This window comes from Pseudomonas sp. PICF6 (assembly GCF_009831705.1).
In the GTDB taxonomy this organism is placed as follows: Bacteria; Pseudomonadota; Gammaproteobacteria; order Pseudomonadales; family Pseudomonadaceae; genus Aquipseudomonas; species Aquipseudomonas rhizophila.
This window is the reverse complement of the sequence record NZ_WUUD01000013.1, coordinates 55910-77254: the sequence shown is the minus strand read 5'-3', so window position 1 is coordinate 77254 and position 21345 is coordinate 55910. Positions and strand designations below refer to the sequence as shown.

The 21345-nt window shown below is 60.8% G+C and carries 20 protein-coding genes; 9 read left to right on the top strand and 11 right to left on the bottom strand.

Features of this window, described 5'->3' with window-relative positions; translation table 11 throughout:
* Positions 1 to 146: 146 nt before the first annotated feature.
* The 4 genes from GSM73_RS05360 to GSM73_RS05345 all read right to left on the bottom strand — a co-directional run bounded on the left by GSM73_RS05360 (position 147) and on the right by GSM73_RS05345 (position 3652).
* Positions 147 to 1364 (bottom strand): SAM-dependent methyltransferase, encoded by a 1218-nt coding sequence (locus GSM73_RS05360; protein WP_160891792.1) that lies wholly within the window; start codon positions 1362 to 1364, stop codon positions 147 to 149.
* Between the two features lie 150 nt (positions 1365 to 1514).
* A complete protein-coding gene (locus GSM73_RS05355) occupies positions 1515 to 2132 on the bottom strand; it encodes a TPM domain-containing protein (RefSeq protein WP_047228014.1) in 618 nt (205 codons plus the stop codon).
* A gap of 28 nt (positions 2133 to 2160) precedes the next feature.
* Positions 2161 to 2907, bottom strand: coding sequence for a YgcG family protein (locus tag GSM73_RS05350; protein WP_160891790.1), 747 nt, complete (start codon positions 2905 to 2907; stop codon positions 2161 to 2163).
* A gap of 136 nt (positions 2908 to 3043) precedes the next feature.
* A complete protein-coding gene (locus tag GSM73_RS05345) occupies positions 3044 to 3652 on the bottom strand; it encodes a LemA family protein (RefSeq protein ID WP_047228016.1) in 609 nt (202 codons plus the stop codon).
* A gap of 262 nt (positions 3653 to 3914) precedes the next feature.
* On the opposite strand from GSM73_RS05345, the gene bglX reads away from it, so the two are divergent.
* Positions 3915 to 6206 (top strand): beta-glucosidase BglX, encoded by a 2292-nt coding sequence (gene bglX, locus GSM73_RS05340; protein WP_139050942.1) that lies wholly within the window; start codon positions 3915 to 3917, stop codon positions 6204 to 6206.
* 126 nt (positions 6207 to 6332) lie between these two features.
* On the opposite strand, the gene GSM73_RS05335 is transcribed toward bglX, so the two are convergent.
* The 5 genes from GSM73_RS05335 to GSM73_RS05315 all read right to left on the bottom strand — a co-directional run bounded on the left by GSM73_RS05335 (position 6333) and on the right by GSM73_RS05315 (position 10627).
* Positions 6333 to 7490, bottom strand: coding sequence for a phosphatidylserine/phosphatidylglycerophosphate/cardiolipin synthase family protein (locus GSM73_RS05335; protein ID WP_160891788.1), 1158 nt, complete (start codon positions 7488 to 7490; stop codon positions 6333 to 6335).
* Position 7491: 1 nt separating this feature from the next.
* Complete coding sequence (locus tag GSM73_RS05330; RefSeq protein ID WP_047228019.1) at positions 7492 to 8082, bottom strand: YceI family protein; 591 nt, start codon at positions 8080 to 8082, stop codon at positions 7492 to 7494.
* Between the two features lie 100 nt (positions 8083 to 8182).
* The gene (locus GSM73_RS05325) at positions 8183 to 8494 is read right to left on the bottom strand and encodes a hypothetical protein (RefSeq protein ID WP_047228020.1); all 312 of its coding nucleotides are present in this window, start codon (positions 8492 to 8494) and stop codon (positions 8183 to 8185) included.
* Positions 8491 to 9585 carry a serine hydrolase gene (locus GSM73_RS05320; protein ID WP_160891786.1) on the bottom strand — a complete coding sequence of 365 codons (1095 nt, stop codon included), beginning with the start codon at positions 9583 to 9585 and terminating at the stop codon, positions 8491 to 8493. The genes GSM73_RS05325 and GSM73_RS05320 overlap by 4 nt, the downstream gene beginning before the upstream one ends.
* A 169-nt stretch (positions 9586 to 9754) precedes the next feature.
* Positions 9755 to 10627 carry an acyl-CoA dehydrogenase gene (locus GSM73_RS05315; protein ID WP_107322058.1) on the bottom strand — a complete coding sequence of 291 codons (873 nt, stop codon included), beginning with the start codon at positions 10625 to 10627 and terminating at the stop codon, positions 9755 to 9757.
* 145 nt (positions 10628 to 10772) lie between these two features.
* On the opposite strand from GSM73_RS05315, the gene olsB reads away from it, so the two are divergent.
* Together olsB and GSM73_RS05305 are read left to right on the top strand one after the other, a co-directional pair.
* The gene (gene olsB, locus GSM73_RS05310) at positions 10773 to 11528 is read left to right on the top strand and encodes an L-ornithine N(alpha)-acyltransferase (protein ID WP_047228023.1); all 756 of its coding nucleotides are present in this window, start codon (positions 10773 to 10775) and stop codon (positions 11526 to 11528) included.
* Positions 11528 to 12319: a lysophospholipid acyltransferase family protein gene (locus GSM73_RS05305; protein ID WP_047228024.1), complete on the top strand. Its 792-nt coding sequence runs from the start codon at positions 11528 to 11530 to the stop codon at positions 12317 to 12319. Before olsB ends, GSM73_RS05305 begins: the two co-directional genes overlap by 1 nt.
* A 145-nt stretch (positions 12320 to 12464) precedes the next feature.
* Here the strand turns inward: GSM73_RS05305 and GSM73_RS05300 are convergent, their stop codons facing one another.
* A complete protein-coding gene (locus GSM73_RS05300) occupies positions 12465 to 13049 on the bottom strand; it encodes an ACP phosphodiesterase (RefSeq protein ID WP_047228025.1) in 585 nt (194 codons plus the stop codon).
* Between the two features lie 156 nt (positions 13050 to 13205).
* Between GSM73_RS05300 and GSM73_RS05295 the strand changes: the two genes are divergently transcribed.
* The 4 genes from GSM73_RS05295 (at position 13206) to GSM73_RS05280 (ending at position 16609) form a co-directional block, all read left to right on the top strand.
* A complete protein-coding gene (locus tag GSM73_RS05295) occupies positions 13206 to 13508 on the top strand; it encodes a helix-turn-helix transcriptional regulator (protein ID WP_047228026.1) in 303 nt (100 codons plus the stop codon).
* A 17-nt stretch (positions 13509 to 13525) separates the two neighbouring features.
* Positions 13526 to 14692, top strand: coding sequence for an MFS transporter (locus tag GSM73_RS05290; RefSeq protein WP_047228027.1), 1167 nt, complete (start codon positions 13526 to 13528; stop codon positions 14690 to 14692).
* 32 nt (positions 14693 to 14724) lie between these two features.
* Positions 14725 to 15774: an alkene reductase gene (locus GSM73_RS05285; RefSeq protein WP_076386007.1), complete on the top strand. Its 1050-nt coding sequence runs from the start codon at positions 14725 to 14727 to the stop codon at positions 15772 to 15774.
* 328 nt (positions 15775 to 16102) lie between these two features.
* On the top strand, positions 16103 to 16609 hold the full coding sequence (locus GSM73_RS05280) for a hypothetical protein (RefSeq protein WP_047228029.1): 507 nt from the start codon (positions 16103 to 16105) through the stop codon (positions 16607 to 16609).
* A 211-nt stretch (positions 16610 to 16820) separates the two neighbouring features.
* Here the strand turns inward: GSM73_RS05280 and GSM73_RS05275 are convergent, their stop codons facing one another.
* Complete coding sequence (locus tag GSM73_RS05275; RefSeq protein WP_047228030.1) at positions 16821 to 17453, bottom strand: TetR family transcriptional regulator; 633 nt, start codon at positions 17451 to 17453, stop codon at positions 16821 to 16823.
* 265 nt (positions 17454 to 17718) lie between these two features.
* Here GSM73_RS05275 and GSM73_RS05270 point away from each other — a divergent pair, with 265 nt between their 5' ends.
* Both GSM73_RS05270 and emhB read left to right on the top strand, forming a co-directional pair.
* A complete protein-coding gene (locus GSM73_RS05270) occupies positions 17719 to 18876 on the top strand; it encodes an efflux RND transporter periplasmic adaptor subunit (protein ID WP_157952121.1) in 1158 nt (385 codons plus the stop codon).
* A gap of 3 nt (positions 18877 to 18879) precedes the next feature.
* Positions 18880 to 21345: efflux RND transporter permease subunit EmhB (gene emhB / locus GSM73_RS05265; RefSeq protein WP_256676718.1), on the top strand; the 2466-nt coding region annotated here is incomplete at its 3' end.

The following is a 21345-nucleotide window of genomic DNA, read 5'->3' as shown; positions in this document are numbered from 1 at the left end:
ACCTGACGGGCTGCACATCGCTGGATGCTGAATGCAACGTGTGGGAGCGAGCCTGCTCGCGATTCAGGCGACGCGGTTTTTCAGGTGCACCGCGTCATCGTTCAATCGCGAGCAGGCTCGCTCCCACAGGGTAATGTGTCAGTCACTCAGGCGAGGTAACCGTCAGCCCGCAGCAGGGTTTCGAGGCAGTGCTCGGTGATGTGGTAGAACGCCTTGAGTTCCTGGATCTTCGCCAGCAGCTCTGCCGGGTCCACCGGTTCGGCGCGTTTGACCGCCAGGATCATCTTGTTCTTGTTGGTGTGGTCCAGGGAAATGAACTCGAACACCTTGGTTTCGTAGCCGCATGCCTCCAGAAACAGCGCCCGCAGACTGTCAGTGACCATTTCTGCCTGCTGGCCCAGGTGCAGGCCATATTGCAGCATCGGCTTGAGCAACGCCGGACTCTGGATTTGCAAGCGGATCTGCTTGTGGCAGCACGGCGAGCACATGATGATCGAAGCGCCCGAGCGAATGCCCATGTGGATCGCGTAATCGGTGGCGATATCACAGGCATGCAAGGCAATCATCACATCCACCGCGGCCGGCGCCACGCTGCGCACATCGCCGTGCTGGAAGCTCAGGCCCGGGTGCTCCAGCCGCGCGGCAGCTTCGTTGCACAGCTTGACCATGTCCTCTCGCAGTTCGACGCCGGTCACAATCCCTTCAGCCTGCAAGGTGTTGCGCAGGTAGTCATGGATGGCGAACGTCAGATAACCCTTGCCCGAGCCAAAGTCCGACACCCGCACCGGTTGATCCAGGGCCAGCGGCGAAGATGTCAGCGCATGGCTGAAGACTTCGATGAACTTGTTGATCTGCTTCCACTTGCGCGACATCGCCGGGATCAGCTCGTGCTTATGGTTGGTCACGCCCAAATCCGCCAGGAACGGGCGGTTCAGGTCGAGGAAGCGGTTTTTCTCGCGATTGTGCTCGGCCGATGGTACTTCTCGCAGTTGCTGGGGCTTGCTCTTGAACAGCGAGCTTTTGCCCTTTTTGCTGTATTCCAGCTGCGCTTCGTCGGTGACAGCCAGCAGGTGCGCGTTCTTGAACGACACCGGCAACAACGCGGCGATGGTCGCCACGCCTTCGGCCAGCGGGAAATTCTTGGTGATGTCGCGGGTTTTGTAGCGGTAAACGAAGGACAGGCATGGCTGATCCTTGACCGTCAACTGCTTGATGATCAGCCGTTGCAGGTCCGCTTCGTCACCGACGTACTTGGCCAGCACCAGTTTGATGAAGGCGTTCTGCTCAAGGCTGCTTTGCAGCAGCTCGATGAACTGGGCGTGGTGATCCGGCGCAGGACGGGCGGGGGTAGCGGTGACAGACATGGAAAAAGCGGCCTCGGGGCGGGCGGATCGGGAATGGCGGTTATTTTAGGGGGGATGGGCAGTGAGGGCACGGAAAAGTTCGTGTGGCGAGCAGTATCCCCTGTGGGAGCAAAGCTTTGCTCCCACAGGCTTGTGCTGGCAGAAATTTTTTCAGCCCAGCACCACCAACCGATTCGGCAGCTCATTGCGCGCGTGAGTCACGGGTACATGCTCCTTGAGCAATTCGCCGCAGGCCTCGATGCAGGTGACGAAGCCCTGCAACGTCTGTCCTTGGCGGACCTGCTGGGTGAAGGTGGCGACAATGGCCTCCCAGCGCGTGTTGTCGAGACGCTTGGAAATGCCTTCGTCCACCAGGATTTCCACATACCGCTCGGCCTCGCAAACGAAAATCAACATTCCTGTGCCGCCGACGGTGTGGTGCAGGTTCTGCTCGAGAAACTGCCGGCGCGCCAGATTGGAGGCGCGCCAGTGGCGCACGGAACGGGGGATCAGGTGAGTGGTGATTGCAGGAATGCGAAACACCAGGCACAGCACGATAAACAGGACCCACTGCACCAGCAGCAGACTGTGCATGTTCAGCCAGCCCGTGAGGTAATGCACCATGCCGGGCACCACCAAGGCCAGCAGGCTGGCCCACAGCAACGGGATGTAGGCGTAGTCGTCGGCGCGGGCAGCAAGCACGGTGACCAGCTCGGCGTCGGTATCGCGCTCCACCCGGGCAATGGCCTCGGCGACCTTGCGTTGTTCGTGTTCAGTCAGTAATGCCATGGTTAAAAGTGCCTGCTCATTATTATTGTCACCAGCCGCCCGACGAACCGCCGCCCCCGAAACTGCCCCCACCACCACTGAAGCCGCCGCCACCGCCGCCGCCAAAACCGCCGCCACCGCCATAGCCGCCCCCGGAACCACCGCGTCCGGCCGGCAGGATACCGAGCATCTGGCACACGAACACCGTTACGATGAACAGCAGCACCAACAACACGAACAGCCCCGGATGGCGCCCGACGAAATCGCCCTCCTCCTGGCCGTCGGCACCGTACACCGCAGCCGGCTCATCCAGCGCATTGCCGCCCAGCACCATCAGCATCGCCGCTACGCCGTCGCTGATACCTTTGTTGAAATTGCCGGACTTGAACGCCGGAGTGATCACCTGGTTGATAATCACCGAACTCTGGGCGTCAGTCAGGCGGTCTTCCAGGCCATAGCCCACTTCGATCCGCAGTTTACGGTCATCCCGGGCCACGATCAGTAGCGCGCCGTTGTTTTTATCCTTCTGCCCGATGCCCCAGTGACGCCCCAGTTGATAACCAAAGTCTTCGATGCTGCTGCCTTGCAGGTCCGCCAGCGTGACCACGACCACCTGTTCACCGGTGGCCTGTTCATGGGCCTTGAGCTGTGCATCCAGTTGCGTGCGCACCGAGGGTTCCAGCATCTGGGCAGTGTCCACCACCCGCCCGGTCAGTGCCGGAAAACTCAACTCGGCCTGGGCCGTGATGGCAAAGACCCAGAGCAACAGCACCAGGCCAAATTTCAACACTCGCATCGTAACTCCTGTGTGGGAGCGAGCTGGTGTGGGAGCTGAGCTTGCTCGCGATGAAGGCACCTCGGTCTTTCTAATGACCGCGTTATCGTTCATCGCGAGCAAGCTTTGCTCCCGCAGGCTAGCGCCCACAGTTTTTTCAGAATTTCACTTCAGGGGCTTTTTCGGCGTTGGGGCTGGTGGCTTCGAAGGTTTCGCGGATCGGCAGATCGCTGTACAGCACGCTGTGCCACAAACGACCGGGGAAGGTGCGGATTTCGGTGTTGTATTTCTGCACCGCCAGGATGAAGTCGCGACGAGCCACGGCGATGCGGTTCTCGGTGCCTTCGAGTTGTGATTGCAAGGCCAGGAAGTTCTGGTTGGCCTTGAGGTCCGGATAACGCTCGACCACCACCATCAGCCGGCTCAACGCACCACTCAACTGGTCCTGGGCCTGTTGGAACTGCTTGAGTTTTTCCGGGTTGTCCAGGGTACCGGCATCGACCTGGATGGACGTGGCCTTGGCCCGCGCCTCGACCACCGCCGTCAGGGTTTCCTGTTCGTGCTGCGCATAGCCCTTGACGGTTTCCACCAGGTTGGGGATCAGGTCGGCTCGGCGCTGGTACTGGTTCTGCACCTGTCCCCAGGCGGCCTTGGCCTGTTCGTCCAGGGTTGGAATATTGTTGATGCCGCAACCGGCCAGCAGCGTGGTGAACAGCATCAGCGCCAGTATTGGCAGGTGGCGAAGGTGATCGAGTCGTAGATTCATCGGTTGAAACTCCCCTATACAGTCCATTGAAGAAAACACAGCCACCTATCTCACCAGCGTCTGGGGCATAATCTGCCGCCGCCACGGGATTGAATCGGGTCGATGGGCTAAAAGATGCCCGGTGCGAAACTAAGTTCATCCGCGTGCGTTCGAAAACAGTGCTGCTCTTATTCAGACAATACTCGAACAACAATAGCCGCTCCTCACATTTTGCTGACCGGCGAGTCCTGATTACCGCCCTTAGGCTTGCGAGAAACCATTCATGAAGAAGCTGTGTTTGCTGGGCCTGTTCGTCACACTGGCCAGTCAATCCGTATTAGCCGACAACCTGCCAACCCCGATAGAGAACAAGAATGCCTTCATCAGCAACCTGATGAAGCAGATGACCCTCGAGGAAAAGATCGGCCAGTTGCGCCTGATCAGCATCGGCCCCGAGATGCCTCGGGAGATGATTCGCAAGGAAATCGCCGCCGGCAACATCGGCGGTACGTTCAACTCCATCACCCGGGATGAAAACCGCCCGATGCAGGACGCGGCCATGCGCAGCCGGCTGAAGATCCCGATGTTCTTCGCCTATGACGTGATCCACGGCCATCGCACGATTTTCCCGATCCCCCTGGCCCTGGCCTCCAGCTGGGACATGGACGCCATCTACCGCTCCGGCCGCGTCGCAGCCCAGGAAGCGGCGGCCGACAGCCTGGACATCACCTTCGCGCCGATGGTGGATATTTCCCGCGACCCCCGCTGGGGCCGGACCTCCGAGGGCTTTGGCGAGGACACTTACCTGGTGTCGCGCATCGCCGGGGTGATGGTCAAAGCGTTCCAGGGCAGTGGCGCCAACGCGGCCGACAGCATCATGGCCAGCGTCAAGCACTTCGCCCTGTACGGCGCGGTGGAAGGTGGCCGGGACTACAACATCGTGGACATGAGCCCGGTGAAAATGTACCAGGACTACCTGCCACCCTACCGCGCCGCCATCGATGCGGGTGCCGGCGGGGTGATGGTCGCGCTGAACTCCATCAACGGCGTGCCCGCCACCGCCAACACCTGGCTGATGCACGATCTGTTGCGCAAGGAATGGGGGTTCAAGGGCCTGGCGGTGAGTGACCACGGCGCCATCTTCGAACTGATCAAGCATGGCGTGGCCCGGGACGGTCGCGAAGCGGCGAAGCTGGCGATCAAGGCCGGCATCGACATGAGCATGAACGACTCGCTGTACGGCAAGGAGCTGCCTGGACTGCTCAAGGCCGGTGAAATCGAGCAGAGCGACATCGACAATGCGGTGCGCGAAGTCCTCGCCGCCAAATACGACATGGGCCTGTTCAAGGATCCGTACCTGCGCATCGGCAAGGCCGAGGACGACCCGGCCGACACCTACGCCGAAAGCCGCCTGCACCGCGACGATGCCCGTGACGTGGCCCGCCGCAGCCTGGTCCTGCTGGAAAACCGCAACCAGACCCTGCCCCTGAACAAAAACGCAAAAATCGCCCTGGTCGGACCGCTCGCCAAGGCTCCGATCGACATGATGGGCAGTTGGGCCGCTGCCGGGCGCCCTGCGCAATCGGTGACCTTGTTCGACGGCATGACCCGCGCACTGGGCGCAGAATCGAAACTGATCTACGCCCGTGGCGCCAACATCACCGGCGACAAGAAGGTGCTCGACTACCTGAACTTCCTCAACTTCGACGCCCCGGAAGTGGTGGATGACCCGCGCCCGGCCCAGGTGTTGATCGACGAAGCGGTAAAAGCCGCCAAGGATGCCGATGTGGTGGTGGCCGCCGTGGGTGAGTCGCGCGGCATGTCCCACGAATCCTCGAGCCGCACGGAACTGAGCATCCCCGCCAGCCAGCGCGAGTTGATCAAGGCCCTGAAGGCTACCGGCAAACCACTGGTGCTGGTGCTGATGAACGGCCGCCCGCTGGCGCTGGTGGATGAAAAGCAACAGGCCGATGCGATCCTGGAAACCTGGTTCAGCGGCACCGAAGGCGGCAACGCCATCGCCGACGTGTTGTTCGGCGACTACAACCCGTCGGGCAAACTGCCGATCTCCTTCCCGCGCTCGGTAGGACAGATTCCGACCTACTACAACCATCTGAGCATTGGTCGACCGTTCACGCCGGGCAAGCCGGGCAACTACACCTCGCAATACTTCGATGACACCACTGGCCCGCTCTACCCGTTCGGCTACGGCCTGAGCTACACCGAATTCAGCCTGACGGACATGGCCCTGTCGTCCACCACGCTGAACAAGACCGGCAAGCTCGATGCCAGCGTGACCCTGGAAAACACCGGCGAGCGTGACGGCGAAACCGTGGTGCAGCTCTACATCCAGGACGTGACCGGCTCGATCATCCGCCCAGTGAAGGAGCTGAAGAACTTCCGCAAGGTGATGCTCAAGGCTGGCGAGAAGAAAGTCATTCACTTCACCATCACCGAAGACGACTTGAAGTTCTACAACGCCCAGCTCAAATACGCCGCTGAACCGGGCAAGTTCAACGTCCAGATCGGCCTGGATTCCCAGGATGTGAAACAACAGAGTTTCGAGTTGCTCTGATTCATCAACAGCGCAAATAACCGTGGGAGCGAGCCTGCTCGCGATGAGGGCCTACCAGTCACCGCATCATTGACTGTCAGGCCGCCATCGCGAGCAGGCTCGCCCCCACATTGTTTTTGCTGAACCTTAACCCCGCCGCCCCAGCACATTCACCACCAACCGATCCACCAATCCCCACACCCGTTGCTTGACCCGTTTCCACAGTGGCCGGCGCTTCCAGGCGTCGAGACTGACCTCCAGGCTCTGGGCGAAGTCACGCTCGAAACTCGCCGCCACTGCCGTGCTGAGTGCGGAGTCGAGGGCTTCGAGGTTGGCTTCCAGATTGAAGCGCAGGTTCCAGTGATCGAAATTACAGGAGCCGATGCTGACCCAGTCGTCCACCAGCACCATCTTCAGGTGCAGGAAACACGGCTGGTATTCGAAGATTTTCACCCCAGCCTTGAGCAGACGCGGGTAATAACGGTGCCCGGCGTAGCGCACGGACGGGTGATCGGTGCGCGGGCCGGTGAGCAGCAGGCGCACATCGATGCCCCGGGCGGCAGCCTTGCGCAAGGAGCGACGCACGTTCCAGGTCGGCAAAAAATACGGGGTCGCCATCCAGATCCGCTTCTGGCCGCTGTTCAGGGCCCGGGACAACGATTGCAGGATGTCGCGATTCTGGCGGGCATCGGCATAAGCCACCCGCCCCATGCCCTCACCCATCGGCGGAACCCGGGGCAAGCGCGGCAAACCGAAGTTGGAAGCCGGTTTCCAGGCACGGCGATGGCGGTTGGCGAGCCATTGGCGGTCAAACAGCAACTGCCAGTCGAGCACCAAGGGGCCGACGATTTCCACCATGACCTCGTGCCACTCGCAGCGGTCATCCAGCGGGCTCCAGAACTCATCGGTGACCCCGGTGCCGCCAACCACCGCCAGGCGCTGGTCCACCAACAGCAGCTTGCGGTGGTCCCGATATAAATTCCGTACCCAGCGGCGCCAACTCAGGCGATTGTAAAAACGCAGCTCCACGCCCGCCTCGATCAGGCGGTGGCGCAGGTCCTGGGTAAACGCCAGGCTGCCGTAGTCATCGAACAGGCAACGCACGCGAACACCGCGCTCGGCAGCCTGGACGAGTGCCTGGACCATCGCCTCGGCGCAAGTTCCCGCCTCCACCAGGTACAGCTCCAGCTCGACCTGTTCCTGGGCGCGGGCAATTTCCACCAGCATGCGCGGGAAAAACTGCGGGCCATCGATCAACAGCTCGAAGCGATTGCCCTCGCGCCACGGAAATACCGGGCCTCCCATGTCAGCGCGCCGTGAAAATCAGCACCGCATTCACCGGCACTGCGAGGCTGATGGCCGACAGCCCGGCCTGTTTGCGCAACTTCTCCAATCCCGGCGCCAAGTCGAAATCCGCGGCATTGAGCACCACCGGCTCCAGGGTCACGACCTGGAACCGTCGTTCATCCAGGCGCGTTGCCAGCAGTTCGGCCTGATACACATGTTGCTTGCCGTGCAGGTCAACGGTCAGCGGCAAGCGCAGTTCCAGTTGAGCGCCGTTGGCCAGGTCCTGGATCGGTAACAGGTCGAGCTGCGCGGTAATGGCGGCGTCGGCAAATTGCTTGATCTCGAACAACTCGGCGCGCATGCGCTCGTCACGTAGGGGAATACCACTGTTGACCGACTCCAGCTCCACTTCCAGCCGGACCATCCCCTTGGGCTGGACCTGACCATGAAGCACCAGGAAACGCTGGACCTCGGAAACGTTGCCATTTTTGCTGCTGATAAACGACAGCCGCGACGATTCGCCGTCCAGATACCAATTGGCCTGGACCGGCAGCGCGGCGCAGGCCAGCAGCAAGGTCGCGACAGCGTGAGAAAAAGACCGCTTGAACATACACACTCGGAGGGCAGATAAACCTGTGGCGAACCTTAACCGGGCCGAGGGCACTTGCAAACCTTCTGTTTCAATCCTCTGCGGGAATACACAGGTCCGGTCACGGCTCCAACCGACAGCCCTGCCGCTCCCCCAGCCATCGTGCGCTATTGCTTCGTCCCAACCCGGCGACGGTGATGCGTTTCGCTTCAGGCGTTTCGAGAAAATCGCTGATGGGCACCGACTGCTTTACATAGCCACGGCAATAGTCAGCCGGTTGCTCCATCACGTAGCGACACGAGCAATACTCCTTGGCGGTGTAGGCGCTGATGATGTCGGGGAAGGCCCGCAGCGCCACCCGCTCGAGCCAGATCCAGCCGAGCAGCGCCACAACAAGCACCGACATCAGCGTGAGCAGCGGTCTGCGTCTCATGGCTGCACCGTCCCGGCGAACGCCGCCATGGCTCGCTTGAGCAGTTCGTTGTGGCGGTAGCTGCCGTCGCGGTCATCAGCGTAGCGCACGATCACCAACCGGGCGCTGGGGATCACGTACAGCGCCTGCCCCCAATGGCCCAGCGCGGCAAACGTATCCGGCGGTGCATCGGGCCACGGGTGGATGGCCGGGTCGGCCGCGCGGTTGAGCCACCAATGCCCACCGGGCACCGCTTCATCCTGGCCGGCCCGGAAGCGGGCGAAGGGTTCGCGATTGAACGCCACCCAGGCTTGCGGGATCAGTTGCCGCTCGCCCCAGCGTCCCTCGCGTTGCATCAACAGCCCCACACGCGCCAGGTCCCGCGCCGTAAGGTAGGCGTAGGAGGACCCGACAAACGTGCCGGCGGCGTCGGTTTCCCAGGTGGCGTGGCGGATACCCAGCGGCTCGAACAGGGCCGTCCAGGGATAATCGGCATACCGCGCCGGGCCAACGATATTTTTCAATGCCGCGGCCAGCAGGTTGCTGTCACCGCTGGAGTAACGAAACACCTGCCCCGGCGGACTGTCGCGTTCATGCTGCGCAGTGAACGCCGCCATGTCATGACGCCCACGGGTATAAAGCATCGCCACCACCGAGGACTTGAGCGGTGCGTATTCGTAATCTTCCTGCCAATCCAACCCCGAGGCCCAATGGAACAGATCGGCCAAGGTCATGTCCGGATGCTTGCTCAACGCCGGGTAATACCTGGCGCCAGGATCCTGCAAACTGAACAGCTTTTGCCCATAGGCCACGCCAAACACCGTCGCCATCAGGCTTTTGCTGATCGACCAGGTCAGGTGCGCAGTGTCGGCACGGGTGGACCCGGCATAACGCTCGTAAACCAGCCGCCCGTCCAGGATCACCAGCAGCGCATCGGTACGGATGCCCTGGCGAGAGGCATCGTCGCGGGGTGGGAAGGCGTATTGCTCCAGGGCTTCGATGGCCAGCCCGGTGGGGGTCGGGCCACTTGGCCATTGCTCACCGGGCCAGTCTTCAGCCTGGGCGTACAGGTTGAGCAATAGCAACGGGATCAGGAACCAGCCTTTGGACATGCTCGGGGCTCGCAGGATTGAACCTTCGGAGCCTATTCAGACTTGATGACAATTTGGGTATGGGTGGCATTTCCCTGTGGGAGCGAGCCTGCTCGCGATAGCGCTGGCTCAGCAGCATTGATGTCAACTGACACTCCGCTATCGCGAGCAGGCTCGCTCCCACAAAGGGTTATCCCAACGCCTTGGCCAACCGCTTGGCCCGCGCACCCGCCGCCATGTCCATCACGGCTTTATCTCGCGTCCACATCTCGCGCCACAACGCCGGGCCGGCGGCCAGGGCGTCGTTCAGTTCTTCATCAAGCCCGCTGAACTGAGCGAACAACCCACCCAGCAGCACATGCCCGGCCGCGCTGGACGGGTTGTGACGACTCACTTCAGCGCAACCGGCCAGCAATCCCAGCAGACGCAGCTGCAGGGCTTGGGGCCAAGCGCACTCCTGCCCCACGCCATACAGCCAGGCGGCCATGGCACTGAGCACATAAAGGTCTTCCAAGGTGCGGAACGGTTTGACGTAGGCGTCCCAACCGTCCCCGGCCAACAACTCGCACAGCGCGCCGTCCAACAGCACCCGGCCATGGCTGATGTCTGGCATCAGGGCGATAGCCGGGAGTTTTTCCAGGGTCACGCCCGGCTCTCCGGGATAAACCACCGCAAGATTCAACCGCGGCGGCTCGCCGGCTGCTTCGCTGCGGGCGGCGATCAGCAGCCACTCGGCGGCATCGCCCGCGGTAACGAAATCCTTGCGCCCGTTCAATCGCAGGTCGGTGATGCGAGTCTGCATGTCCGCCGGGCGCAGGCTGCGCTGCTCCGTGGCGCACAAGGCGCCCAGGCTCTGGGGCGCGCTCGGCCAAAGCACCCGCAGCGCCGCCTGATACCCCACCAGAAAAGCCAACCCCGGCGTTGCCATCAATCGCGCCCCCATGACGGCCAGTTCGAACGGCGTAACCGGCCCCAGGCGTTGCAGCAAGGCCGCATAACCCTCAGCCAGGTCCGGATGGGCGGGCAACCGTTCGCCGCGTTCGATCAGGTTTTGCCAGGGCATGGGAGGCTCCTCAATGGGCTGTCATATAAGCATCACCAAAGCTTCATGGCGATGACACCGGGGCTACATAGCCTGACTTTGCACAACATGGCTGCATAAAGAAAGTCGATCGGCTGCAACTGAACAGCCCGCACGGAGATTCGCTATGACTCAGATCGCCCGCATCAGCGACACTGGCAATGAACGCCGCCTGCAAGCCGAACGCCTGATTGGCGCCAAGGCCTTGCAAGAAGCCCAGGCCCTGCGCTTCAACGTCTTCAGCGGCGAATTCAACGCCAAGCTCAAAGGCGCGGAAATGGGTCTGGACATGGATGACTATGATGTTCACTGCGCCCACATCGGCGTACGCGACCTGAATACCGGCCGACTCGTGGCGACGACACGCCTGCTCGATCACCACGCTGCCAGCAGCCTGGGCCGGTTCTACAGCGAAGAAGAATTCAACCTTCACGGCCTGGTCCATCTCAAGGGCCCGATCCTGGAAATCGGCCGCACCTGCGTCGACCCGGCCTACCGCAACGGTGGCACCATCGCTGTATTGTGGGGCGAACTGGCCGAGGTGCTGAACGAGGGCGGCTACAGCTACCTGATGGGATGCGCGAGCATTCCAATGCAGGACGGCGGCGTCCAGGCCCAAGCGATCATGCAGCGTCTGCGCGAACGTTATCTGTGCACCGAACACCTGCGGGCGGTGCCGAAAAAACCGTTGCCCGCCCTGGACGTACCGTCCAACGTCATCGCCGAAATGCCGCCTCTGCTCAAGGCTTACATGCGCCTGGGCGCGAAGATTTGCGGTGAGCCGTGCTGGGATGAGGATTTCCAGGTGGCCGACGTGTTCATCCTGCTCAAGCGTGACGAACTCTGCCCACGCTACGCCCGCCACTTCAAGGCAGCGGTGTGATGAGTCGGTTGCGGGTGTACGCGCGAATCGCGCGAGTGTTGCTGGTGGTGACGCTGGGCCTGAGCATGGCCAGCGTATTCGGGCTGTTCGAACGGTTGGGTGTGGCCAACTCCATGGTGCGCCGCCAGCGCTGGTCGCGTTTTTTCATGGCGCGCCTGAGCAATGCCCTGCCCTTCTGCGTGACGGTGCACGGGCAAATGCCGCAACAGCCCATGCTGTGGGTCAGCAACCATGTGTCCTGGACCGATATCCCACTGCTGGGCATGCTCACGCCCATGTCCTTCCTGTCCAAAGCCGAAGTACGCACCTGGCCAGTGGCCGGATGGTTGGCGGCCAAGGCTGGCAGCCTGTTTATCCGACGCGGCTCGGGCGACAGCCAGTTGATCCGCAAGCAAATGAGCCGACACCTGGAACAGGCCCATCCGCTGCTGATGTTTCCCGAAGGCACCACCACCGATGGCCGCTCCCTGCGCACTTTCCACGGTCGTTTATTGTCGGCGGCCATCGATGCGGACGTGGCGCTGCAACCGGTGGCGATCCGTTACCTGCGCAACGGTGAACCGGACTCGCTGGCGCCGTTCGTTGGCGATGATGATTTGCTGTCGCACCTGATGCGCCTGTTCGCCAATGACCGGGGCGAGGTGCACATCCATCTGCTGGAACCGATTGCCTGCCACGGCCAGGAGCGAGCTGCCCTGGCCTTTCAGGCGCAACAGGCGGTGCACAAGGCATTGTTTGGCGAAATCCCACAGAAGCAGCAAGTGCCGATGCGGCCTGCGATCGCGGCCTGATCCGGCGGCCCTATGCAGAGCCCTTGTGGGAGCGAGCCTGCTCGCGATAGCGGTCAGTCAGTTGGTTCTTGACTGCCAGGCCTTCATCGCGAGCAGGCTCGCTCACACATTTGAACTTCAGTGACGGCAAGAACCGGCTCCAACATCACCCCTGCCGTGTTGTCTGGCTCAACGCAAAATCCTGCAACTGCGGGTAGAACAGCTGAAAGTCTTCGCTCAACGGTTCATAGAGCCTGATCAATTCTTCCATGGCCCCGGCCAGTTCCTCCGGCCGGGACAGGCGTCGGGAAATCCCCCGCAATACTTGCCCAAGCACATCGAATTCTCGATAAGACCCCAGCCAGTCATCCGCCGCCATGTAAGGCGCGATTTGCGCCAGACGCCCAGGCAACTGCGGCTCGGCGGCGAGCACTCGGTAGACCTGGGAGGTGAAATCCATCAACGGCCCTTCGCCATACAGCGCCCAGTCCCGGGCCAGGCAATGATCAAAAAACACGTCGAGCACAATTCCGGCATAGCGCCGCCGTACGGTGGAAAAGCGCGACAAAGCGATATCCACCACGGGGTGGCGATCGGTGTACATGTCGATGCGTCGATGCAGGGCAATCGCCGCTTCGATCTGCGGATCGTACAGCCCTTGCAACGGCCCTTTGACGAAGTCGCCGTAGAGGCTGCCGAGCAGTCGTTCCCGGCCGGGGCCGCCGAGGTGCAGGTGTGCGAGATAGTTCATGGCGCGAAGCTTAGCACCGCCGCGCCAATATCGTTATAACCCGATATAGCGATTTATTCGGTTTTCAGATCAAATCCATATTGGTGTATCGCGAAATAACGATTTAAAGTTCGCCCCATCGCGATATAGCGTTTTACTCATTCCGAGCAGCCAACCATGCCCCTCGACCTCGACGAAATAATAAAAGCCCTGGCACACCCAGTACGGCGAGACATCCTCAACTGGCTCAAAGACCCCAAGGTCCAGTTCCCCGAACAGTTGCACAACCACGAATTCGGCATTTGCGCCGGGCAGATCGACCAGCGTTGCGGCCTGTCGCAGTCCACGGTGTCCGCCCATCTGGCGGTGTTGCAACGGGCGGGGCTGATCACCAGCCAGAAGGTCGGTCAATGGCATTTCTTCAAACGCAACGAGGACGTGATCCAGCAGTTCCTCAAGCAAATGAGCCAAGAGCTCTGACCCGACAAGGATCCACCATGCCCCTCTCACTTCTCATCCTGGCCCTGAGCGCCTTCGCCATCGGCACCACCGAGTTCGTCATCATGGGCCTGTTGCCTGAGGTGGCGGCCGACCTGGGTGTATCGATTCCCGGCGCCGGCTGGCTGGTGACCGGCTACGCCCTGGGCGTGGCCATCGGGGCACCGTTCATGGCCCTGGCCACCGCACGGTTGCCGCGCAAGGCCGCCCTGGTCGCGCTGATGGGGATCTTCATCGTCGGCAACCTGCTCTGCGCCATCGCCAGTGATTACAACGTGCTGATGTTCGCCAGGGTCGTCACCGCCCTGTGCCATGGCGCGTTCTTCGGCATCGGTTCGGTGGTGGCCGCCGGTCTGGTGGCACCCAACAAGCGCGCCTCGGCCGTGGCCCTGATGTTCACCGGCCTGACCCTGGCCAACGTACTCGGCGTACCGCTGGGCACCGCGCTGGGTCAGGAAGCCGGCTGGCGCTCGACCTTCTGGGCCGTGACCGTCATCGGCGTGATTGCACTGATCGGCCTGATCCGCTTTCTGCCGGCCAAGCGCGATGAAGAAAAACTCGACATGCGCTCGGAACTCGTCGCCCTCAAGGGAGCAGGCCTGTGGCTGTCCCTGAGCATGACCGCGCTGTTCTCCGCCTCGGTGTTCACCCTGTTCACTTACGTCGCCCCGCTGCTGGGAGAAGTCACTGGCGTATCGCCCCGCGGCGTGACCTGGACCCTGGTGCTGATCGGCCTGGGCCTGACCCTGGGCAACATCATCGGCGGCAAGCTGGCGGACAAGAGCCTGGCGAACACGCTGATGGGGGTTTTCACCACCATGGCTGTGGTGTCCACCGTATTGAGCTGGACCAGCGTCGCGCTGATCCCCACTGAAATCACCCTGTTCCTCTGGGCCACCGCCTGCTTCGCCGCCGTGCCGGCCCTGCAAGTCAACGTGGTGACCTTCGGCAAAGACGCGCCAAACCTGGTTTCCACCCTGAACATCGGCGCCTTCAACATCGGCAACGCCTTGGGCGCCTGGGTCGGCGGCAGTGTCATCGACCACGGCCTGGGCCTGACCAGCGTGCCCCTGGCCGCCGGTGCGCTGGCCGTGCTGGCGCTGCTGGTCACCCTGATCACTTTCCGCCAGGGCGGCAATGCCGACCTGGCCCCTGCCACTCACTGACTTTTAACCCTTAACTTTCGAGGCTGTAATTGATGACGACTATTTTCGATCCAATCAAACTCGGCGACATCGAGCTGAAGAACCGCATCATCATGGCGCCGCTCACCCGCTGCCGTGCCGACGCCGGCCGTGTGCCCAACGCGCTGATGGCCGAGTACTACGTGCAGCGTGCCTCCGCTGGCCTGATCCTCAGCGAAGCCACCTCTGTCACGCCCATGGGCGTGGGCTACCCCGATACCCCCGGCATCTGGTCCAACGACCAGGTGCGCGGCTGGAGCAACGTGACCAAGGCTATCCACGGCGCCGGCGGCAAGATTTTCCTGCAACTGTGGCACGTGGGCCGGATCTCCCATCCGTCTTACCTGAACGGCGAATTGCCGGTGGCGCCCAGCGCCATCCAGCCCAAGGGCCATGTAAGTCTGGTGCGTCCGCTGGCCGACTACCCGACGCCACGCGCGCTGGAAACCGAGGAAATCGCCGATATCATTGAGGCTTACCGCGTAGGCGCCGAGAACGCCAAGGCCGCCGGTTTCGACGGCGTGGAAATCCATGGCGCCAACGGCTACCTGCTCGACCAGTTCCTGCAAAGCAGCACCAACCAGCGCACCGACAACTATGGCGGCTCCCTGGAAAACCGTGCCCGCCTGCTGCTGGAAGTGACCGACGCTGCCATTGAAGTCTGGGGCGCCGGCCGGGTTGGCGTGCACCTGGCACCACGCGCCGACTCCCATGACATGGGCGACGAGAACCGCCTGGAAACCTTCAGCTATGTGGCCCGCGAGTTGGGCAAGCGTGGCATCGCCTTTATCTGCTCCCGTGAAAAGGAAGGCGAAGACAGCATCGGCCCGCAGCTCAAGCAAGCTTTCGGTGGCCCGTACATTGCCAACGAACGTTTCACCAAGGACAGCGCCAACGCCTGGCTGGCCGAGGGCAAAGCGGATGCCGTTGCCTTTGGTGTGCCGTTCATTGCCAACCCGGACCTACCGGCGCGCTTGAAAGCTGACGCACCGCTGAACGAGCCGCATCCGGAAACGTTCTATGGGAAAGGCCCGGTGGGTTACATCGATTACCCCGTGATGTAAATAAAAAACCGGCCTTACCAAAAGCCCCGACTCGCAAGAGCCGGGGCTTTTTTACATCTGTTGACGGCTGACGCAATCAAACTCCGCAGAAATCGAAACATCAAATAACAACACCACACTTACTCACTATGGATTAACACACCGGACAGCGTTAATAATAAGCCCGAACAACAACCCACTCAACCAATGGATTTAACCGACATCTATCAAACTTAATAAGCAACTTAAATTCTTGTAAAAAATAACACTAAACCGAGTAACTTCAATTACGCGTCATTATCTTACGCAGGCTTTAGCGCGCCTCGTAATACATGAGAAACACATTACAATGAACATGATGAAAAACTTAATCCTCGCTCTGCTACTGGGACCGGCTGCCGTCGCCACCAGCCTGGCCAACACCGGCATCACCGTGGAGCTGGTAAACAAAACTTCTCACGCCTTGGAAATGACCAACATTTTAAGTGAGCAACCCACGCCCCCGGACATGTCCTTGAGCGCTTATGATGTCCCCGCCAAAACAACCCGCGAATTCTATTTCGCCCATAACAGGAAATTCACTTATCCCGCTGCTGGCTGGCAACCGACGCTGAGAAAAATCAAACCGATTGAATTAGTTCTCTCCTATCAAATGAGCACCTTCAACTTCGGCTGCCAAATGCAAACCCGCTTTGAAGCCCCCATCGGTTTTGGCGTCCTGGAATCCAGTTACAGGCCAAACAGGAAAAGCAAAACTGCGTATACCGGCAATGGTGAATACACCTGCCGCTCGGAAATCTTCCAGAAGATGCTCGAACCCCCTTTCAACTATTCCGTGCGCCTCATTGTTGAATAAACCAGAGGGTCGATAACAGGCCGGCACGACAAGTACAGGCGCCTCAATGGCGCCGGTACATCAACACGCCATAATCCTCCTGCACAATAGCGACTCGCGAGCGATCAACGTGTCTGCAGTTCGTCTATAAATGACTCTGCCGGGATCAAGGCCCGGCGGGGTCCTCGCCGTTCAGCTATTGACACAAACCGATGAAATTGAGCATTTTGTTTTATTTGCGCAGGTTGGGGCTCAGGTGCAGCATATCCAGCCCGATCTCCACCCAGCGCTCGGCCTCACCCGCCAGTGCGAAGCTGTCGGGGGCCAGTAGCCACTGGTACAAAATGCCGTCGATGTAGGCATGAATGGCGACTGCTGCCCTTTCGGGATCCAGATCGTCCGGCAACTGGCCACGCTTCATCGCATTGCGCAACGACAACGCGATACGCACGTTGCAATCGAGACTGACCTGGCGCCGCTGCTGGCGCAAATCGCACATTTCATCGGTGAATTCGCACTTATGAAACAAAATCTCATTAATGCGTCGGGTTTTCGGGTCCAGGGCCACCTGTTGGAACAACCGCACCAGCAGCTTGCGAACACAACCCAGGGGGTCAAGCTCCTCTTCACTTTCACTGGCGCGGGCCAGATCGTCGAGCGGCTCGTGCAACGTATCGAGCATGGCCTGGAGCAGGTCCGCCTTATTGCTGAAATGCCAGTAGATGGCACCGCGCGTTACACCGGCCAGCGTCGCGATGTCAGCCAGTGTCGTGCGGGCCACACCGCGCTCGAAAAAGGCTTTTTCGGCCGCTTCGAGTATCTGGCTGCGAGTCTCCAGAGCTTCCTCTTTGGTACGACGGACCATGGCAGTAAACACCTCAATCAGGATGCGTAAGCAATGCGTAAGGATCAACTGAACAAAATGTGAGGCGGCGTTCTTCACAACGCTTCTGCGACCTGCGCAGGCCTTTTGTCAGGCTTTTGTAAATACCGATGGTACGCAATTTGGGTGTTTACAAACAACCGTGTACGTAAGTATATTTCTTAGCATCCTACTAATTGTTTATCTCGCTCTTTTTCACCTTCCACTTTCTTGTGCGCCTCTTACGCGCCTGGACCCGAGGATTTCCATGCAATTCAAGCCAGCTGTTACCGCTCTGGTTACCGCCATCGCCCTGGCATCGCTGCTCAGCGGATGTAAAAAGGAAGAGGCGGCACCTGCCGCACCGGCTCCTCAGGTCGGCGTCGTAACCCTCAAGACCCAGCCGTTCACCCTGACGTCGGAGCTTCCCGGTCGCACCAGCGCGTTCCGCATCGCGGAAGTTCGTCCGCAAGTCAACGGCATCATCCTCAAGCGTCTGTTCAAGGAAGGTGCCGACGTCAAGGCTGGCCAGCAGCTGTATCAGATTGACCCGGCCATGTACGAAGCGACCCTCAAAAGTGCAGAAGCAAACCTGCGCTCAACCAAGTCCATTTCCGATCGCTATAAACAATTGGTGGACGAACAGGCCGTCAGCCGCCAGGAATACGACACCGCCTTGGCCAACCGCCTGGAGTCGGAAGCCAATCTGCAGACCGCCCAGATCAATGTGCGCTACACCAAGGTCTACGCACCGATCTCCGGTCGCATTGGTCGCTCCTCGGTAACCGAAGGTGCGTTGGTGAGCAACGGCCAGGCCGATGCCCTGGCAACCATTCAGCAACTGGACCCGATTTACGTCGACGTGACGCAGAGTTCCGTGGAACTGCTGCAACTGCGCCGTGAACTGGAAAGCGGCCGCCTGCAGAAGGCTGGCGACAACGCCGCCATGGTCAAACTGACCCTGGAAGACGGCAGCCAATATGCCCATGAGGGCAAGCTGGAGTTCTCCGAAGTGTCGGTCGACCAGACCACCGGTTCGGTAACCCTGCGCGCGGTGTTCCCTAACCCTGACCACACCCTGCTGCCGGGCATGTTCGTCCACGCGCAATTGCAGGCCGGGGTCAACAGCGCGGCGATTCTTGCGCCGCAGCAAGGCGTGACCCGCGACCTCAAAGGCATGCCGACCGCCCTGGTGGTGGGCCCGGACAACAAGGTCGAGCTGCGCCAGCTCAAGGCCAGCCGTACCGTCGGTAGCCAATGGCTGATCGAAGACGGGCTCAAAGCTGGCGATCGTTTGATCACCGAAGGGTTGCAGTACGTACGGCCAGGGGTGGAAGTCAAAGCCACTGAGGCCACCAACGTTAGCGCAAAGAACCCGGCCCCCGCACAGGCAGCTGACAAAGCCGCCGGCGGCAAAGGGGAGTAAACCATGTCGAAATTTTTTATCGACCGTCCGATTTTCGCCTGGGTTATCGCCCTGGTGATCATGTTGGTCGGGGCCCTGTCGATCCTCAAATTGCCGATCAACCAATACCCCAGCATCGCGCCGCCGGCCATTGCGATCCAGGTCACCTACCCGGGCGCATCCGCGCAGACCGTGCAGGACACCGTGGTGCAGGTCATCGAGCAACAGCTCAACGGCATCGATAACCTGCGTTATGTCTCCTCGGAAAGTAACTCCGACGGCAGCATGACCATCACGGCGACCTTCGAACAAGGCACCAACTCCGATACCGCCCAGGTCCAGGTCCAGAACAAGTTGAACCTGGCCACCCCGCTGCTGCCGCAAGAAGTGCAGCAACAGGGCATCCGCGTGACCAAGTCAGTGAGAAACTTCCTGATGGTGATCGGCGTGGTGTCGCGCGACGGCAGCATGACCCGGGAAGACCTGTCCAACTACATCGTGTCCAACATGCAGGACCCGATCTCGCGCACAGCCGGTGTCGGTGACTTCCAGGTCTTCGGTGCCCAGTACGCAATGCGAATCTGGCTCGACCCGGCCAAGCTGAATAACTACAGCCTGACCCCGGTAGATGTGACCAACGCCATTTCCGCGCAGAACGTCCAGATCGCGTCCGGCCAACTCGGCGGCTTGCCTGCCCTGCCCGGTCAGCAACTGAACGCCACCATTATTGGCAAGACCCGCCTGCAGACCGCCGAACAGTTCAAGGCCATCTTGCTCAAGGTCAATCCGGATGGCTCGCAAGTGCGCGTCGGCGACGTGGCAGATGTCGCCCTGGGCGGCGAGAGCTACAGCATCAATGCCCAGTTCAACGGTGCCCCGGCCTCCGGTCTGGCAGTGAGACTGGCCACCGGTGCCAACGCCCTCGACACGGCCAAGGCCCTGCGCCAGACCGTCGAAGATCTCAAGCCGTTCTTCCCGCAAGGCCTGGAAGTGGTGTTCCCCTACGACACCACACCGGTGGTGAGCGAGTCGATCAAGGGTGTGGTTGAAACCCTGATCGAAGCGGTTGCCCTGGTGTTCCTGGTGATGTTCCTGTTCCTGCAGAACTTCCGCGCCACCATCATCACCACGATGACGGTGCCGGTGGTATTGCTCGGCACTTTCGGGATCCTCGCGGCATTCGGCTTCAGCATCAACACCCTGACCATGTTCGGCATGGTGCTGGCCATCGGTTTGCTGGTGGACGATGCCATCGTCGTGGTGGAGAACGTCGAACGGGTCATGAGTGAAGAAGGCCTGTCACCCAAGGAAGCCACCAAGAAATCCATGGGCCAGATCCAGGGCGCCCTGGTGGGTATCGCTCTGGTGCTCTCGGCGGTACTGCTGCCGATGGCGTTTTTTGGCGGCTCCACCGGCGTGATCTACAAGCAGTTCTCCATCACCATCGTCTCGGCCATGGCCCTGTCGGTACTGGTGGCCCTGATTTTCACTCCGGCCCTGTGCGCCACCATGCTCAAGCCCATTCCCAAGGGTGAGCACGGCACGCCGAAACGCGGCTTCTTCGGCTGGTTCAACCGCACCTTCGACCGCGGCGTCAGAAGCTACGAGCGCGGCGTGGGCAACATGCTCAAGCACAAGGCGCCGTACCTGCTGGCCTATGTGATCATCGTGGTTGGCATGGTCTGGCTGTTCACCCGCATCCCGACGGCGTTCCTGCCGGAAGAAGACCAGGGCGTGCTGTTTGCCCAGGTACAGACCCCGGCCGGTTCCAGCGCCGAACGGACCCAGGTGGTGGTGGACAACATGCGCGAGTTCCTGCTGCGTCCAAGCAAGGATGGCGGTGAAGGCGATGGCGTGGCCTCGGTGTTCACCGTGACCGGCTTCAACTTCGCTGGTCGTGGCCAGAGCTCCGGCCTGGCGTTCATCATGCTCAAGCCGTGGGAAGAGCGTGACGCAGAGAACAGTGTGTTCAAAATCGCTGGCCGCGCCCAGCAACACTTCTTCACCTTCCGCGACGCAATGGTGTTTGCCTTCGCTCCGCCGGCGGTGATGGAACTGGGTAACGCCACCGGTTTCGACGTGTTCCTGCAGGACCGCGCCGGCATCGGCCATGAGAAGCTGATGGAAGCCCGTAACCAGTTCCTGGGCATGGCTTCCCAGAGCAAGATTCTGTCCCAGGTGCGTCCGAACGGCCTGAATGACGAGCCGCAGTACCAGTTGGAAATCGATGACGAGAAGGCCAGCGCCTTGGGCATCACCCTCTCGGACATCAACAACACCCTGTCGGTTGCCCTGGGCAGTAGCTACGTGAACGACTTCATCGACCGTGGTCGGGTGAAGCGGGTGTACGTCCAAGGTCAGCCGAATGCACGCATGAGCCCCGAAGACCTGCAGAAGTGGTATGTGCGCAACAGCGCCGGGACTATGGTGCCGTTCAGCGCATTCGCCAAGGGCGAGTGGGTCTACGGCTCGCCGAAACTGGCCCGTTAC

Bases quoted from the DNA above. Each gene is read 5' to 3' on its own strand.
- GSM73_RS05350 (WP_160891790.1), bottom strand. From the start codon at position 2,907: ATGCGAGTGTTGAAATTTGGCCTGGTGCTGTTGCTCTGGGTCTTTGCC.
- GSM73_RS05335 (WP_160891788.1), bottom strand. From the start codon at position 7,490: ATGGGAGGCCCGGTATTTCCGTGGCGCGAGGGCAATCGCTTCGAGCTG.
- GSM73_RS05290 (WP_047228027.1), top strand. From the start codon at position 13,526: ATGCCCCTCTCACTTCTCATCCTGGCCCTGAGCGCCTTCGCCATCGGC.
- bglX (WP_139050942.1), top strand. From the start codon at position 3,915: ATGAAGAAGCTGTGTTTGCTGGGCCTGTTCGTCACACTGGCCAGTCAA.
- GSM73_RS05325 (WP_047228020.1), bottom strand. From the start codon at position 8,494: ATGAGACGCAGACCGCTGCTCACGCTGATGTCGGTGCTTGTTGTGGCG.
- GSM73_RS05305 (WP_047228024.1), top strand. From the start codon at position 11,528: ATGAGTCGGTTGCGGGTGTACGCGCGAATCGCGCGAGTGTTGCTGGTG.
- olsB (WP_047228023.1), top strand. From the start codon at position 10,773: ATGACTCAGATCGCCCGCATCAGCGACACTGGCAATGAACGCCGCCTG.
- GSM73_RS05330 (WP_047228019.1), bottom strand. From the start codon at position 8,082: ATGTTCAAGCGGTCTTTTTCTCACGCTGTCGCGACCTTGCTGCTGGCC.
- GSM73_RS05345 (WP_047228016.1), bottom strand. From the start codon at position 3,652: ATGAATCTACGACTCGATCACCTTCGCCACCTGCCAATACTGGCGCTG.
- GSM73_RS05270 (WP_157952121.1), top strand. From the start codon at position 17,719: ATGCAATTCAAGCCAGCTGTTACCGCTCTGGTTACCGCCATCGCCCTG.
- GSM73_RS05315 (WP_107322058.1), bottom strand. From the start codon at position 10,627: ATGCCCTGGCAAAACCTGATCGAACGCGGCGAACGGTTGCCCGCCCAT.
- GSM73_RS05295 (WP_047228026.1), top strand. From the start codon at position 13,206: ATGCCCCTCGACCTCGACGAAATAATAAAAGCCCTGGCACACCCAGTA.
- GSM73_RS05355 (WP_047228014.1), bottom strand. From the start codon at position 2,132: ATGGCATTACTGACTGAACACGAACAACGCAAGGTCGCCGAGGCCATT.
- GSM73_RS05280 (WP_047228029.1), top strand. From the start codon at position 16,103: ATGAACATGATGAAAAACTTAATCCTCGCTCTGCTACTGGGACCGGCT.
- GSM73_RS05275 (WP_047228030.1), bottom strand. From the start codon at position 17,453: ATGGTCCGTCGTACCAAAGAGGAAGCTCTGGAGACTCGCAGCCAGATA.
- GSM73_RS05360 (WP_160891792.1), bottom strand. From the start codon at position 1,364: ATGTCTGTCACCGCTACCCCCGCCCGTCCTGCGCCGGATCACCACGCC.
- GSM73_RS05300 (WP_047228025.1), bottom strand. From the start codon at position 13,049: ATGAACTATCTCGCACACCTGCACCTCGGCGGCCCCGGCCGGGAACGA.
- GSM73_RS05320 (WP_160891786.1), bottom strand. From the start codon at position 9,585: ATGTCCAAAGGCTGGTTCCTGATCCCGTTGCTATTGCTCAACCTGTAC.
- GSM73_RS05285 (WP_076386007.1), top strand. From the start codon at position 14,725: ATGACGACTATTTTCGATCCAATCAAACTCGGCGACATCGAGCTGAAG.